Raw genomic sequence first — 13,846 nt, forward strand, 5'->3', positions numbered from 1 at the left:
GGGTAGGGCCTGCGTGGTGATGCCGACCAACGCGGCGTCCTCCGCACACCCCGGCGAGCGGAGGATCCGGCGGGCGATGATCGAGGACGGTGCGGTGGAGGGACTGGTAGCTCTGCCGCCGCAGTTGTTCGCCGCCACCGCGGTCGCCGTGACCGTATGGCTCCTGAAGCACCCGACAGGCTCCTGCCAGGATGTCTTCTTCGCCGACGCGACAGGTCTGGGATCGATGACTTCCCGCACCCGTCGTGTACTGGCGGCCGAGGACACGGATCTGCTGGTCCGGACCGCCCGGTCCAGGGAGGAACGGGAGGGCTTCAGCCGCATCGCCGGCATCGAGGAGATCCGGGCGAACGGATACTCGCTGAGTGCGACCGCTTATCTGGCCACCCGGGCGACGGCACCCGTACAGACCGCGACCGGCGGCCGGGTGCGGGCGCTGAACAGACGGCTGGCGGAGCTCGGTGACCAGGCACGCGACATCGACCGTCACATCCAGGACCTGTTCGAGGAGTACGGACTATGACCACGGACGGTCAGGAGGACGTGCCTCAGGGCTGGCTGGTCGCCCCGCTCTCGCAACTGTGCGAGCTGCGGTCGGCCGGGGCCCCGATGACCGTGCTGAAAGAGGCGGAACCGGGAGCGGTGCCGCTGGTGCGGCCCGGCGATCTTCGGGAACGCAGGATTGTCCACTCGGCGTCCGCCTTCGTCAGCGGCGGGCAGGCCGAGGGGCTGGACCGTGGACGCGTCCGAGCGGGAGACATCCTTGTCACCCGCACCGGCACCGTGGGACGCGTCGCTCTGGTCACGGACGCGGAGACGGGGTGGTTCCACAACCCGCATGTGCTCTGCGTGCGGCCGTCCGACCCGGCGATCGCGTCATATCTGACCGGCTTTCTCTCCGGCCCCGGCGCAGTGGCCTGGATGAGAAGCCACTCCGCCGGAAGCGCCATCCGGTCGATCACCGTCGGCGCGTTGGCCGGCCTGCCGGTCGTGCTGCCTCCGCCCGCCCAGCAGCACCGGATCGGCGCCGTGCTCGGCGCACTGGACGAGAAGATCCGGGTGCACGAGGAGATCGCGCGCACGACCGGGCTGCTGCGGGAGTCCGTTGCCGGCCTGTTGATGAGCGGACAACTGCCGGTGATCCCGGAGTGAGCGCGGCCCCGCCCTACACTGGGGCTGTGGTGAGCACCGACTGGAAGACCGATCTTCGGCAGCGTGGCTACCGGCTGACGCCTCAGCGCCAGCTCGTCCTGGAGGCCGTGGACACACTGGAGCACGCGACGCCCGACGACATCCTCTGCGAGGTGCGGAAGACGGCGTCGGGTGTGAACATCTCCACCGTCTACCGGACCCTGGAGCTCCTGGAGGAGCTCGGGCTGGTCAGTCATGCCCACCTCGGGCACGGCGCACCGACGTACCACCTGGCGGACCGTCACCACCACATCCACCTCGTCTGCCGGGACTGCACGGACGTCATCGAGGCCGATGTCGACGTCGTCGCCGACTTCACGGCGAAGCTGCGGGGCACCTTCGGCTTCGAGACCGACATGAAGCACTTCGCGATCTTCGGCCGCTGCGCCGACTGCACGGCGAAGGCGGCGGAGGCCGGACCGCCGGAGGGGTCGGGCAGCGCCCGCTAGGCCGGGCCACGCGGGTCGTCGGGGCCGGGCCACGCGGGTCGTCGGGCCGGGTCGCGCGGGTCGTACGCTGGTCGCATGAAGAGCCCCTTGCTGTCCCTGCCCGGCGCCGTCCCCGCCGAGGGGCGCGACGAAGGCGTCGCCGCGCACTACGGCGACCTGTTCCGTGAGCAACGCGCCCTCGCCGACGGCAGCGGCCTCGTCGACCTCTCGCACCACGGGGTCGTCACGGTCACCGGCGACGACCGGCTGTCCTGGCTGCATCTGCTGCTCACCCAGCACGTCAGCGATCTCGCGCCGAACCGGGCGACCGAGGCGCTGATCCTCTCCGCCAACGGACACATCGAGCACGCCCTCTATCTGGTCGACGACGGCACGACGGTGTGGATGCACGCCGAGCCGGGGACCCGGGGCGAGCTGGTCGCGTACCTGGAGTCGATGAAGTTCTTCTACCGGGTCGAGGTCGCCGACCGCACCGAGGACTTCGCCGTCGTACACCTGCCGGCCGGTTCCATCGCCCCGGTCCCGGACGGCGTCGCCGTCCGGGAGACGGCGCACGGCCGTGACCTCTTCCTGCCCCGGGCCGACCTGGAGACGTACGCCGCCGCGCACGGCCCGGTGGCCGGGATCCTGGCGTACGAGGCGCTGCGCGTGGAGGCGCACCGCCCGCGCCTGGGATTCGAGACCGACCACCGCACCATCCCGCACGAGCTGGGCTGGATCGGCAGCGCCGTGCACCTGCAGAAGGGCTGCTACCGGGGCCAGGAGACGGTCGCCCGGGTCCACAACCTGGGGAAGCCGCCGCGCCGGCTCGTCTTCCTCCACCTGGACGGCAGCGAGGTCCACCTGCCCGGCCACGGGACGCCGGTCCGGCTCGCCGCCGACGGGGCGGAGGGCCGGCAGCTCGGTTTCATCACCACCTCGGCCCGCCACCACGAGCTGGGCCCCATCGCCCTGGCGCTGGTGAAGCGGAACGTCGCCGTGGACGCGGAGCTGATCGCGGGTGATACCGCGGCGGCCCAGGAGACGGTCGTCGAGCCGTAGGCCGGCTACGCGCGGCCGGCCGCACCGCTACACCTCGACCAGGACGGTGAACGGGCCGTGATTCGTGAGCGAGACCCGCATGTCCGCCCCGAACCGGCCCGTCTCCACCTGCGCGCCGAGCGCGCGCAGGTGTGCCACCACCTCGTCGACCAGCGGCTCGGCGACCTCGCCCGGCGCGGCGGCGTTCCACGTGGGCCTGCGGCCCTTCCTGGCGTCCCCGTACAGAGTAAATTGCGAGATGACCAGCAGCGGCGCGTTCACGTCCGAGCAGGACTTCTCGCCATCGAGGACGCGCAGGGTCCACAGCTTGCGGGCGAGCTGCGCCGCCTTCTCCGCGGTGTCGCCGTGAGTGACCCCCACCAGCACACACAGCCCCTCGCCGATGATCTCGCCGACCGTACCGGTCTCCGGCGCATCGTCCGCGGCGCCCGCCACGGTGACGCTGGCGCCGTCCACTCTCTGTATCACTGCACGCATACAGACCAACCTATCTTGGGCCGAACGGGTACGAAGCACCTGCATCAACACCGTGCGTAGTGGCACCATGCACGATGTCGGTGTGCCGACGCACCGGTCGAGGGGACGGAACATCATGACGACACAGGGAACCGGGCCATCACCCAGGGCCGTACCAGGGACGCGCACAGCCGCCGGCTTGCGGCCCCCGGTCCAGCGGAGCGTTGCTGCGCCCGGCCAGCTGCCCGCCCCGCCCGTGCAGCTGCCCGGAGCGGTGTCCGTGCCCGGACAGGCCGGGGGCGGTGCGGTCGAAGGGCCGGCATCCGTACGCCCCCTGCCCGAATTCGGCGGACTGCGGCTGCCGGAGCTGCGCACCGTGCGCCGTGACGCCCAGCGCGACGAGGCGGACCTCAGTTACGTACGCCGTCTGGTCCAGGGCCGGATCGACATCCTGCGGGCCGAACTCGCGCGCCGGGTGGACCCCGAGTCGCCCGTGGTGGACCGGCTCTCGGAGATCCTCGCCGACACCCCGTCCGTCCACCGTTCCTCGGCGCGGCACGTCACCCTCACCACGCCGCGCAGCGCCGAGTACCGGCAGCTCGCGGCCGACACGCTCGCGGAGGTCGAGCTCTCGGACCTCGACGCCCGGACGGACCAGGAGCTCCTGACCGCCATGGGGCGGCTCGTCCGCTACGAGCAGCAGGTGTCGAGGCGCCGTCACCGGCTCCAGCGGACCGTGGACGATTGCAGTGCGGAGATCGCCCGCAGGTACCGTGACGGGGAAGCACAAGTAGAGGACCTGCTCGTCTGAAGCGACCCTTCCGGGGGCGGGTCACGCCCGTCCCCGGAAGGCCACCCGCCAGCATGACGTCCTCCACAGTCCCGTCCCCGTCCTCCCCGTCCGTGCTCCCGGTCCTGGCCGAGGTCGTACGGTCCGGTTTCACCGAGGGACGTCACAGGGGGTCGCTGGTGATCCTGGCCGCCGACGGGAGCGTGGAGCTGGCGCTCGGGGATCCGGCGGGCCCGGTCTTCCCGCGCTCGTCCAACAAGCCGATGCAGGCCGCCGCGATCCTGCGGGCCGGGCTGGACCTCTCGGGGGAGCGGCTGGCACTGGCCGCGGCGAGCCACTCGGGGGAGGACTTCCACCTCGGCCTGGTGCGCACGATGCTCGCCGAGCACGGGCTGAAGGCCGCCGATCTGCAGACGCCGCCCGACCTTCCGCTGGACCCGGTCGAGGCGGAGGCGTATCTCGCAGCCGGGGGTGTGCGGGAGCCGCTCACCATGAACTGCTCCGGCAAGCACGCGGCGATGCTCGCCGTCTGCGTACGCAACGGGTGGGACACGGCGACCTATCTGGACCCGGCGCACCCGCTCCAGCGGCTGGTGGGCGAGGTCGTCGCACGGGCGGCGGGCGAGCCCGTCGCGGCGATCGGCACGGACGGCTGCGGGGCCCCGCTGATGGCCATCGGGCTGGTGGGCCTGGCCCGCGCGTTCCGTGCGTTCGTGCTGGCGGAGCCGGGCACGGCGGAACGCCGGGTCGCGGACGCGATGCGGGCGCACCCTGAGTACGTCGCGGGCACGCGCCGGCCGGACACCTGGCTGATGCGGGAGGTGCCGGGGGCGCTCTCCAAGATGGGCGCGGAGGCGGTCCAGGCGCTGGCGCTCCCGGACGGCAGGGCCCTGGCCTTCAAGATCGACGACGGTTCCACCCGCGCCCTGGGCCCGGTGCTGGCCCGCTCCCTCGAACTGCTGGGCGTCGACTCCCCGGTGGTGTCCCGCATCGGGCGGGCGCCGCTGACGGGTGGCGACGCGGTGGTGGGGGAGGTCCGGGCGGCGTTCTGAGCGACGGCGGGAGCCGCGTGCCCCGCGCCCGTGCGGGGCCGCCGGACCTCGTGCCGCGCCGGTGCGGGGCCGCCGGACCTCGTGCCGTGCCGGTGCGGGGCCGTCGTGCCCGCGCCGTGCGGCCGGAAATACGGGCGACAGTCGAACCCCCGGTGCATAGCGTGGCGGCATGAGTCTTGATCCGCGTACCGTCTCCGCAGCCGAATACCCCGACTGGATGCGCGCCGTGGGCACGGGGTTCCTGCTCTCCACGCCGGCACCGCCGGAGGAGGAGATCGCGGTGCGCCTGGCTCATACCGATCTCGCCCGTGTCCAGGGGGTCTTCGACGCCGGGCGCTGTGTGGCCACCTTCCGGTCGTTCGCGCAGGAACTGACCGTCCCCGGTGGTGCCACGGTGCCGGCCGACGCGGTCACCGCCGTGACGGTGACGCCCACGCACCGCCGCCGCGGGCTCCTCAGCAGGATGATGGCCACGGACCTGGCGGCGGCGAAGGAGCGCGGCGACGTGGTCGCCTCCCTGATCGCCGCGGAGTACCCGATCTACGGGCGGTACGGATTCGGGCCGGCGACCTGGACCGCGGAGTGGGAGATCGACGTCCCCCGGGCCGGTCTGGACCCGCGCGCCCAGGTCCCCTCCGAGGCGGACGGCGGCCGGATCGAGCTGGTGGACGGCGCGGACGTGCGCAAGCTGGGTCCCGAGCTGCACGGCCGTCTCGCGGCCTGGCAGCACGGCGTGGTCTCCCGGGACGAGCGCTGGTGGCAGCGCAGCACCGGGGTGGACGTCCCGGCGGCCGACGCGTGGACGGAGCCCTTCTACGCGGTGTACCGGTCGCCGGACGGGGAGACGGACGGGCTGATCGTCTACCGCGCCGACGACCACTGGGGCGACGGGAAGCAGCCGCTCAACAAGGCGACGGTGTCCAGCATGATCGCCGTGACCCCGGTGGCGGAACGCGCGCTGTGGCAGTTCGTCTGCTCCATCGACTGGATCACCACCGTCCGCACGGGCTACCGCGCGCCCGACGACGTGCTCCCCCTCCTCCTCCCGGACCCCCGGGCCGCCCGGATCGTGACCCAGGCGGACTGGCTGTGGCTGCGCCTCCTGGACGTCCCCGGAGTCCTGGAGGCACGTACGTACGCGACCGAGGGCGCCCTGGTCCTGGACGTCCGGGACGGCGCGGGCCTGGCAGGCGGCCGTTTCCTGCTGGAGGTCTCACCGTCCGGCGCCTCCTGCGTCCCCACGGCCCGGGGCGCCGACCTCACGCTGGACGTGGCGGAGCTGAGCACGCTCTGCCTCGGCGACGAGTCGCCGGTGCGGCTGGCCGCGCTGGGCAGGCTCGACGAACACCGCGCGGGCGCGGCGGCGACGGCGGACGTGATGTTCCGGACGTCACGGCGGGCGTGGTGCCCGGACGTGTTCTGAGGCGTCACCGCGTCCGGGTCCTGAAGAGCACACCCGTCAGGGCCATGGACACCAGCAGGATCCCGGCCGCCCAGGCGAGCGCGGTCCACGGGGCGTTGCCCACCGGCTGGTCCAGGAGGAGACCGCGCAGGGACTCGATGGCCGGGGTGACCGGCTGGTGGTCGGCGAAGCCCTGGAGCCAGCCGGGCATGCTGTCGACCGGGACGAACGCGCTGCTCGGGTAGGGCAGGAACGACATGAAGAAGGAGAATCCCCCGGCTGCCTCCGGTGTCCGGGCGAGCAGGCCCATCGCCGCGGAGACCCAGGACAGGGCCACGATGTAGGCGAGCAGCACGGCGGCGACGGCGAGCCAGCCGGCGGGGGTGGCGGCGGGGCGGAAGCCGATGAGCAGGGCGACGGCGAACACCAGCGTGGTGGAGACCAGGTTGCGCACCGTGCTCGCCGCGACATGGCCGGCCAGGATCGGCATCGCGCCGATGTCCAGGGAGCGGAAGCGGTCGATGATGCCGCCCTTCATGTCCTCGCTCACCGCGACCGCGGTGGTGGCCGATCCGAAGCCGGCGCACAGGAACAGGACGCCGGGGACCACGTACATGACGTAGGAGTCGTAGGCGGTGCCCGTGTCGATCGCGCCGCCGAAGAAGTAGACGAAGATCAGCATCAGCATGATCGGCAGCATCATCGCCGTGATGACGGCGTCGATGTTGCGGCGGCTGATGAGCAGGCTGCGGCCGGTCATGACCGTGGCGTGGGTCAGGGTTCCGGGGGTGTCAGACACGGGCCGGTGCCTCCGTCTTCTCGGCGGTGAGGGCGAGGAACACGTCGTCGAGGGTCGCGCTGTGCACGGAGAAGCGTTCGACGTCGGTGCGGTGCGGGTCGATCTCGTCGAGCAGGGCGCGGGTGTGGACGGCGGTACCGTCCGTGGGGATGCCCACGGTGAGGGTCTCGGGGGAGTGGTGGACGGCCCGGGTGGCGAGCCGGAGGTATGCCTCGCGGCTGCTGAGGACGAGGTCCAGGCGGTGGCCGGCGACGCGTGATTTCAGGTCCTGAGGGGTGCCTTCGGCGACGATGCGGCCCTTGGCGAGGACGCTGATGCGGTCGGCGAGCTGATCGGCCTCCTCCAGGTACTGCGTGGTGAGCAGGACGGCGGCGCCCCGGCCGGCGAGGTCACGGACCACCTGCCAGAGCTCGCGGCGGCTGCGCGGGTCGAGGCCCGTGGTGGGTTCGTCGAGGAAGAGGACGCCCGGTTCGGGCGAGCCGACCAGTCCCGCCGCCAGGTCCAGGCGGCGGCGCATCCCCCCGGAGTACGTACGGACCTGGCGGCGGGCCGCGTCGGTGAGGCCGAAGCGGTCGAGGAGTTCCCCGGCGCGGTGCCGGGCCCGGCTGCGGGCCAGTCCGGACAGCCGCGCCATCATCCGCAGGTTCTCCTCGCCGGTCAGGGTCTCGTCGACAGCGGCGAACTGCCCGGTCAGGCTGATGGTGCGGCGGACCTGGCGCCGGGCGGTGACGACGTCGTGCCCGGCGACGCGCGCCGTGCCGGAGTCGGCGGTGGTGAGAGTGGCGAGGATCCGCACGGTCGTGGTCTTGCCCGCGCCGTTGGGGCCGAGCAGCGCGTGGATCCCGGCGCGTGCGACCCGGAGGCCGACACCGTCCAGGACCCTGACGCCCGGTTTCCCGTAGGACTTGGTGAGGCCGTGTGCCTCGATCATGACGTCGTCCATGCCTGTGGTCATGGCGATCCCCCTTCTGCGTATGACATACGCGTTACTGCGTAAGCATTACGCAAACCTAGGATGGTGGCAAGCCAGTGATGGGGAAGGCGGCTTCGGGTGACGGAGAACAGCAGTGCGTCGGGCGGCACGGGCCTGCCCGCCAGCGTCGAGGCGGCGTGGGGGCTTCGCGACCGTCCGGCCAAGGGCCCGAAACCCGGTCTGACGCTGGACCGCATCGTGGCCGCGGCCGTGTCGGTGGCCGCGGGTGAGGGGCTTTCGGCGGTCTCGATGGGACGGGTCGCCAAGGAACTCGGCGTCTCGACGATGTCGCTCTACCGTTACGTCTCCGCCAAGGAGGAGCTGTACGTCCTCATGCAGGAGGCGGCCATGGGTGCCCCTCCGCCGCTGCCCGCGCTGGAGGAGGGGGCGGGCTGGCGCGAGGCGCTCCGCCAGTGGGCGTGGGCCCAGCGCCGGATGTTCCAGCGCAACCTGTGGTCCCTGCGCATCCCGATCGCGGGCCCGCCGGCCAGCCCCCACATGGTGCTGTGGTGGGAACAGGGGCTCCAGGCACTGTCGGACAGCGGCCTGTCCCCGGGCGACAAGATCTCGGTCATCCTCCTCGTCACGGGATTCGTGCGGAACGAGGCCACGACGATGAGCGACGTCGCCGCCGCCGTCGAGAAGAAGGGGGTCTCCGCCGAGGAGTTCATGGCGGGGTGGGAGCGGACGGTGCGACGCCTCGTCGACCCCGTCCGTCATCCCGCGCTGTCCGGGCTGCTGGCCACCGAGGCCATGAGCGAGCCGGACGAAGCCGACTACGACTTCGTGTTCGGTCTCGAACGGATCCTTGACGGGATCGACGTGCTCATCCGGCGGGACGCACCGGCATGAGCACCGAGAAGCCCGGCCTGCGCGAACGCAAGAAGCGGCTGACCTACCAGGCCGTCTCCGACGCCGCCATCACGATGTTCCTCGAACGGGGCTTCGGCAAGGTCTCGGTAACCGAGGTGGCCGAGGTGGCCGTGGCGGCCGACATCTCGAAGCCGGCGCTGTTCCGGTACTTCCCGGCCAAGGAGGACCTGGTCCTGCACCGGTTCGCCGACCACGAGAACGAGGCGGCCCGTGTCGTCTCCGGCAGGCCTGACGGAGCCACCCCCTCGACGCACTGCGCCACCACTTCCTGGACGGCCTGGAGCGCCGCGACCCGGTGACCGGCCTCTGCGACGACCCGCAGGTGCTGGCCTTCCACCGGCTGCTCTACGGGACCCTGTCCCTCGTCGCCCGCCTGTACGCCTACCAGGGCCGCTCCGAGGCCGCGCTCGCCCGCGCCCTGGACCCCGGCACCCCGGTCCCCGGCCGGTCCGGGGCGTCCGCGGGGTCGTTCTCGGGCCGGTCCGGGGCGTCCGCAGGCGTGCCGGCGTCATGCATCCCGGCCGGCCTCGCGGGCGACGCGCTCCAGCCGGTTCCGGTGGTTCTCCCACCACGCCGTGTCACCCGGCGGAACGCTGTCGTTGCCCTTGTTCATCCCCACGGCGCCGTCCATGAGTTCCCGGAGGATGTCGGCGTGCCCGGCGTGCCGGTGCGTATCGGCGATGACGCGTACCACGGCGTGGTGCAGCGTCACCTCCGCCCGGTGGCTCGGCCACCACGGGACGGTGCCGACCGTGTCCAGCGGCAGCGCGTCGAGCGTCGCGTCCGCGTGGGCCCAGGCCCGGTGGTAGAGCCCCACGATCTGCTCGCGGGACTCGTCGGCGGTGGCCCACATGTCGGCATTGGCCTCGGCCCCGTCCTCGATCCACGGCAGCGGTTCGCCGGACGGCCGCCCGAAGGTGTCGCCGAGGTAGCCCAGTTCCACACCGGCCACGTGCTTGACCAGGCCCAGGAGATTCGTCCCGGTCGGTGTCAGCGGGCGTCGGGCGTCGTACTCCGAGAGCCCTTCGAGCTTCCACAGCAGGGCGTCGCGGGCCGACTGCAGGTAGGAGTGGAGGTCGGCCTTGGCGTCAGATGCGGTCATGGCGCCCAGCCTGTCCCTCCAGGGCCGTTCCGGGGAAGCCCGTCGGCCGGACTCGGAGATCACAGGTGCGGCTCACGGCCAGGAGGGCGGATTCGACCGGTTCAGCGGGTGGCGGACTTCGCGATGTGCCGGGCGGCCTGGGCGGGGGTGAGACGGGTGGTGTCGACGACCTCGGCCTCGCTGTGCAGCCATGTGCGGGCCGCCTCGGCGTAGGGATCGAGGTGTTCGAGGCGGAATGCGGAGGGACCGAGGACGGTGTCCCCCTCGATGCGCCTGCGGAGGGTGTCCTGGTCGGCGTGGAGCACGAAGTGCCGTACCGGGATCCCGTGGTGGGCGAGGCCCGTGCTGATCTCACGCCAGTACTGCTCGACCAGGACGGTCATGGGCATCACCAGGGTGCCGCCGGTGTAGTCGAGCACGTGGCGGGCGGTCTCGACCACGAGGGGCCGCCACGGCGGCCAGTGCTGGAAGTTGCCCGTCCAGGGCAGCCCCGGCGTGATGTCCATGAGCGTCTCGCCGACCTTTTCGGCGTCGAACACCCGTGAGTCCGGGATCAGCTGCTGCACGAGCGCACTGGTCGTCGTCTTGCCCGCGCCGTGGGTGCCGTTGAGCCATACGATCATGGGAGCCCACGCTAGCGCTGTGCGGGCCGCAGGGCGGGCGCACCGGGAATCCGGCGGCGCTCCGGGCAGCTCCCTCGCGCCCAGGGGCCTGAGGCGTTGCCCCCCGGGGGCCGCTGTCGCCCCGGTGTGCCAGGTGGCCCGGTACGGGTGGCACGGAACACTTTTGCAAGCATGCGCTTGCAAAAGTTAGCAAGGGTGGTGCACCATCGGGGCATGGCATCACTCAACGTCGGCAATCTCGGCGAGTACCTGCGTGAGCAGCGGCGTACCGCGCAGCTCTCCCTGCGGCAGCTCGCCGATGCCGCCGGGGTGTCCAATCCGTATCTCAGCCAGATCGAACGCGGTCTGCGCAAGCCGAGCGCCGAGGTGCTGCAGCAGGTCGCCAAGGCCCTGCGGATCTCGGCCGAGACGCTCTACGTGCGGGCCGGGATCCTCGACGAGCGGGAACGGGAGGAGCTGGAGACGCGGGCGGTCATACTGGCCGATCCGTCGATCAACGAGCGGCAGAAGAACGTGCTGCTGCAGATCTACGACTCCTTCCGCCGGGAGAACGGATTCGATGTCGCTCCCGACACCGGCGCCGAGGTCCACGGTGCCGCCGGTGCGGAGAGCAGAATCGATGCCGGTGCGGAAAGCGGCACCGGTGACGCGAACGGTGCCCGTCCGGACGCCCGCGGCCCCCGCACGGCCGGCGGCAGTGATGCAGACCCACCAGTGAACTGACTTCTGATGATCCGGGAGGACCACAGTCATGGCCATCACCGATGACCTGCGCAAGACCCTCACCGACCCCACCCCCCTCTACTTCGCCGCAGGCACGGCCGACCTCGCCGTGGAGCAGGCGCGCAAGGTCCCGGCTCTGATCGAGCAGTTGCGGGCCGGGACGCCCGAGCGGATCGAGGCGGTGCGCAACACCGACCCGAAGGCCGTGCAGGAGCGGGTCGCCACGCAGGCCAGGGAAGCCCAGGCCACCGTGCAGGCGAAGGTGACCGAGGTCTTCGGGGCACTGGACACCGACCTGAAGAAGTGGGGCGAGACCGCCCAGGACCTGGCGCTGCGGAGCGTGGGTGTGGCCGCCGAGTACGCCGTCCGGGCCCGGGAGACGTACGAGAAGGTCGCCGAGCGCGGCGAGCAGACCGTGCGGACCTGGCGCGGCGAGACGGCCGACGAGATCGTCGAGATCGCCGCCGTCATCGAGGCGGAGCCGAAGTCCGTCCCGAAGCAGAAGTCCGAGGCGGCGCCGGGAGCTTCCGCCAAGCCGGTGACCCCCGCCAAGCCGGTGACCTCCGCGAAGCCGGTGGCTCCCGCCGCGAAGAAGCCCGCGCCGAAGGCCGCCGAGTCCAAGGCCGCACCCGCTGCGGCGCCGAAGAGGACGGCGCCCGTGCGCAAGCCCGCGGCGAAGAAGACCCCCCCGCCCTCCGCGAAGTAGGCGGAAGCGGTTCCGGGAGTACCGGAAGAACGGGCCGGGCACCTTTGAAGGTGCCCGGGTCGTTGTCCCGGTACCTTGGCCGCGAGGCGCTCATCCACTGACTAGGCGGTGCTCACCGTGTTGCTCGAAGCATTCGGCTCGTTCCTCCAGCTGCTGTACCTGGCCATGCTCGTCCTGGCCGTGGTCGCGCTGATCTTCGCCGTGACGGCGCGCGAGGACGCCTACCGGGCCGCGGACAAGCAGAAGAAGTCCTTCTGGCTGATCATCCTCGGCGTCGCCGTCTTCGTGAACCTCGTCATCCCGATCCTGTTCCTGCAGATCGCGGGCGTCATCGCGTCCATCGTCTTCATGGTGGACGTCCGGCCGGCGATCAAGGCCGTGTCGGGCGGCGGCGGCCGTCGCGGAGGCTCCAGCAGCGACGGACCGTACGGCCCCTACAACGGCGGACGCTGAGCGCCCGCCGACGGGACGGCCCCGGGGCGGGAGCGCGTCGCGCTCCCGCCCCTTCGGCGTATCCGGGCCTCGTCGCGCTCCAGCAGCAGGACCGCCACGTCATCGGTCAGTTCGCCGCCGTTCAGCTCCTGCACCTGGGTGACCGCGGCCTCCAGCAGGGCCTCGCCGCCGAGCCCCTGGTCCAGTCGGCCATTAACCATCGCGACCATGCCGTCCTGTCCCAGCCGCTGGTTCCCCGTCTGCCCGACGCGTCCTTCGATCAGCCCGTCGGTGTACATCATCAGGCTCCAGGAGCCGCCCAGCTCGACCTGCCGCCGCGGCCAGCGGGCATGCGGCAGCAGGCCGAGGGCCGGGCCGCCGTCCTCGTACGGGAGCAGGTGCGCGGCCCGCCCCTGGCGGGCGATCAGCGGCGCGGGGTGGCCCGCGATGCACAGGCCCGCGCGGCGGCCGTCGGGGGCGATGTCGACGGTGCAGAGCGTCGCGAAGATCTCCTCGCTCTGCCGTTCGTGCTCCAGGACCTGCTGCAGCGTGGAGAGCAGGGCGTCACCGCAGAGCCCGGCGAACGTGAGCGCCCGCCAGGCGATACGCAGCTCGACACCGAGCGCCGCCTCGTCCGGGCCGTGCCCGCAGACGTCGCCGATCATCGCGTGGACCGTGCCGTCGGGCGTGCGGACCGTGTCGTAGAAGTCCCCGCCGAGCAGGGCGCGGCTGCGGCCCGGCCGGTAGTGGGCGGCGAAGGCGAGGCCGGAACCGTCGAGGAGCGGCGTGGGCAGCAGCCCGCGCTCCAGCCGGGCGTTCTCCTGGGCGCGCAGCCGGGACTCGGTGAGCTGGTGCTGGGCGATGTCCGCGCGCTTGCGCTCCACGGCGTACCGGATGGCGCGGCTGAGGAGGCGCCCGTCGAGCTCGTCGCGGAAGAGGTAGTCCTGGGCCCCCACCCGTACGGCTTCGGCAGCCCGCTCGGCGCCGTCCCCCGCGGTGAGCGCGAGGACGGCGTGGCGCGGCGCGATGCGCAGGATGTGCTTGAGGGCGGCGAGCTCGTCCGGCCGGCCGGTCCCGTCCTCGCGGCCGTCGGCGCGTGCCGCGGTGGGCAGGGCGGCCGCCTCCAGGTCGAGATCGAGCAGGATGCAGTCGACGTCGTCGGTGAGCAGCCGGCCGGCCTCGGTGAGGTTGCGGGCGGTACGGACGCGGACCCGCGCCCCCGGGAGGGACGACA

Annotated in this window: 17 protein-coding genes and 1 pseudogene; 12 read left to right on the top strand and 6 right to left on the bottom strand. The window is 72.2% G+C overall.

Annotated elements, in window-relative coordinates:
- The 4 genes from VN520_RS22905 to VN520_RS22920 all read left to right on the top strand — a co-directional run.
- Nucleotides 1–523: N-6 DNA methylase (locus tag VN520_RS22905; protein WP_325748818.1), on the top strand; the 523-nt coding region annotated here is incomplete at its 5' end.
- Nucleotides 520–1,152, top strand: coding sequence for a restriction endonuclease subunit S (locus VN520_RS22910; RefSeq protein ID WP_325748819.1), 633 nt, complete (start codon nucleotides 520–522; stop codon nucleotides 1,150–1,152). The genes VN520_RS22905 and VN520_RS22910, both read left to right, overlap by 4 nt.
- 26 nt (nucleotides 1,153–1,178) lie before the next feature.
- Nucleotides 1,179–1,640, top strand: coding sequence for a Fur family transcriptional regulator (locus VN520_RS22915; RefSeq protein WP_325748820.1), 462 nt, complete (start codon nucleotides 1,179–1,181; stop codon nucleotides 1,638–1,640).
- 75 nt (nucleotides 1,641–1,715) lie between these two features.
- Entirely contained in the window at nucleotides 1,716–2,681 is a 966-nt protein-coding gene (locus tag VN520_RS22920) for a folate-binding protein (RefSeq protein WP_325748821.1), read from the top strand.
- A gap of 27 nt (nucleotides 2,682–2,708) precedes the next feature.
- On the opposite strand, the gene dtd is transcribed toward VN520_RS22920, so the two are convergent.
- Entirely contained in the window at nucleotides 2,709–3,158 is a 450-nt protein-coding gene (dtd, locus tag VN520_RS22925) for a D-aminoacyl-tRNA deacylase (protein ID WP_325748822.1), read from the bottom strand.
- 115 nt (nucleotides 3,159–3,273) lie between these two features.
- Here dtd and VN520_RS22930 point away from each other — a divergent pair, with 115 nt between their 5' ends.
- The 3 genes from VN520_RS22930 to VN520_RS22940 all read left to right on the top strand — a co-directional run bounded on the left by VN520_RS22930 (nucleotide 3,274) and on the right by VN520_RS22940 (nucleotide 6,402).
- Nucleotides 3,274–3,948: an ABC transporter substrate-binding protein gene (locus VN520_RS22930; protein ID WP_325748823.1), complete on the top strand. Its 675-nt coding sequence runs from the start codon at nucleotides 3,274–3,276 to the stop codon at nucleotides 3,946–3,948.
- Between the two features lie 53 nt (nucleotides 3,949–4,001).
- The gene (locus VN520_RS22935) at nucleotides 4,002–4,979 is read left to right on the top strand and encodes an asparaginase (RefSeq protein WP_325748824.1); all 978 of its coding nucleotides are present in this window, start codon (nucleotides 4,002–4,004) and stop codon (nucleotides 4,977–4,979) included.
- Nucleotides 4,980–5,148: 169 nt separating this feature from the next.
- Nucleotides 5,149–6,402, top strand: coding sequence for a GNAT family N-acetyltransferase (locus tag VN520_RS22940; protein ID WP_325748825.1), 1,254 nt, complete (start codon nucleotides 5,149–5,151; stop codon nucleotides 6,400–6,402).
- Between the two features lie 4 nt (nucleotides 6,403–6,406).
- On the opposite strand, the gene VN520_RS22945 is transcribed toward VN520_RS22940, so the two are convergent.
- On the bottom strand, nucleotides 6,407–7,180 hold the full coding sequence (locus VN520_RS22945; RefSeq protein ID WP_325748826.1) for an ABC transporter permease: 774 nt from the start codon (nucleotides 7,178–7,180) through the stop codon (nucleotides 6,407–6,409).
- Entirely contained in the window at nucleotides 7,173–8,135 is a 963-nt protein-coding gene (locus tag VN520_RS22950; RefSeq protein ID WP_325748827.1) for an ATP-binding cassette domain-containing protein, read from the bottom strand. The genes VN520_RS22945 and VN520_RS22950 overlap by 8 nt, the downstream gene beginning before the upstream one ends.
- Before the next feature lie 96 nt (nucleotides 8,136–8,231).
- Here VN520_RS22950 and VN520_RS22955 point away from each other — a divergent pair, with 96 nt between their 5' ends.
- Complete coding sequence (locus VN520_RS22955; protein WP_325748828.1) at nucleotides 8,232–9,005, top strand: TetR/AcrR family transcriptional regulator; 774 nt, start codon at nucleotides 8,232–8,234, stop codon at nucleotides 9,003–9,005.
- A pseudogene (locus VN520_RS22960) lies at nucleotides 9,002–9,462 on the top strand (TetR/AcrR family transcriptional regulator); the annotation flags it as partial. The gene VN520_RS22955 and the pseudogene VN520_RS22960, both read left to right, overlap by 4 nt.
- Nucleotides 9,463–9,534: 72 nt before the next feature.
- On the opposite strand, the gene VN520_RS22965 reads toward VN520_RS22960, so the two are convergent.
- Nucleotides 9,535–10,128, bottom strand: a complete 594-nt coding sequence (locus VN520_RS22965) for a DinB family protein (protein WP_325748829.1) — start codon at nucleotides 10,126–10,128, stop codon at nucleotides 9,535–9,537.
- A gap of 101 nt (nucleotides 10,129–10,229) precedes the next feature.
- Nucleotides 10,230–10,751, bottom strand: a complete 522-nt coding sequence (locus VN520_RS22970) for an ATP-binding protein (protein WP_325748830.1) — start codon at nucleotides 10,749–10,751, stop codon at nucleotides 10,230–10,232.
- A 213-nt stretch (nucleotides 10,752–10,964) separates the two neighbouring features.
- Here VN520_RS22970 and VN520_RS22975 point away from each other — a divergent pair, with 213 nt between their 5' ends.
- The 3 genes from VN520_RS22975 (at nucleotide 10,965) to VN520_RS22985 (ending at nucleotide 12,633) form a co-directional block, all read left to right on the top strand.
- Entirely contained in the window at nucleotides 10,965–11,474 is a 510-nt protein-coding gene (locus VN520_RS22975) for a helix-turn-helix transcriptional regulator (protein ID WP_325748831.1), read from the top strand.
- 28 nt (nucleotides 11,475–11,502) lie between these two features.
- The gene (locus tag VN520_RS22980; protein WP_325748832.1) at nucleotides 11,503–12,180 is read left to right on the top strand and encodes a hypothetical protein; all 678 of its coding nucleotides are present in this window, start codon (nucleotides 11,503–11,505) and stop codon (nucleotides 12,178–12,180) included.
- Nucleotides 12,181–12,297: 117 nt separating this feature from the next.
- Complete coding sequence (locus VN520_RS22985) at nucleotides 12,298–12,633, top strand: DUF2516 family protein (protein WP_325748833.1); 336 nt, start codon at nucleotides 12,298–12,300, stop codon at nucleotides 12,631–12,633.
- Here the strand turns inward: VN520_RS22985 and VN520_RS22990 are convergent.
- On the bottom strand, nucleotides 12,615–13,846 hold a 1,232-nt coding region (locus VN520_RS22990; protein WP_325748834.1), incomplete at its 5' end, for a fused response regulator/phosphatase. The genes VN520_RS22985 and VN520_RS22990 overlap by 19 nt on opposite strands.

Source organism: Streptomyces sp. (assembly GCF_035563135.1).
Lineage (GTDB): Bacteria > Actinomycetota > Actinomycetes > Streptomycetales > Streptomycetaceae > Streptomyces.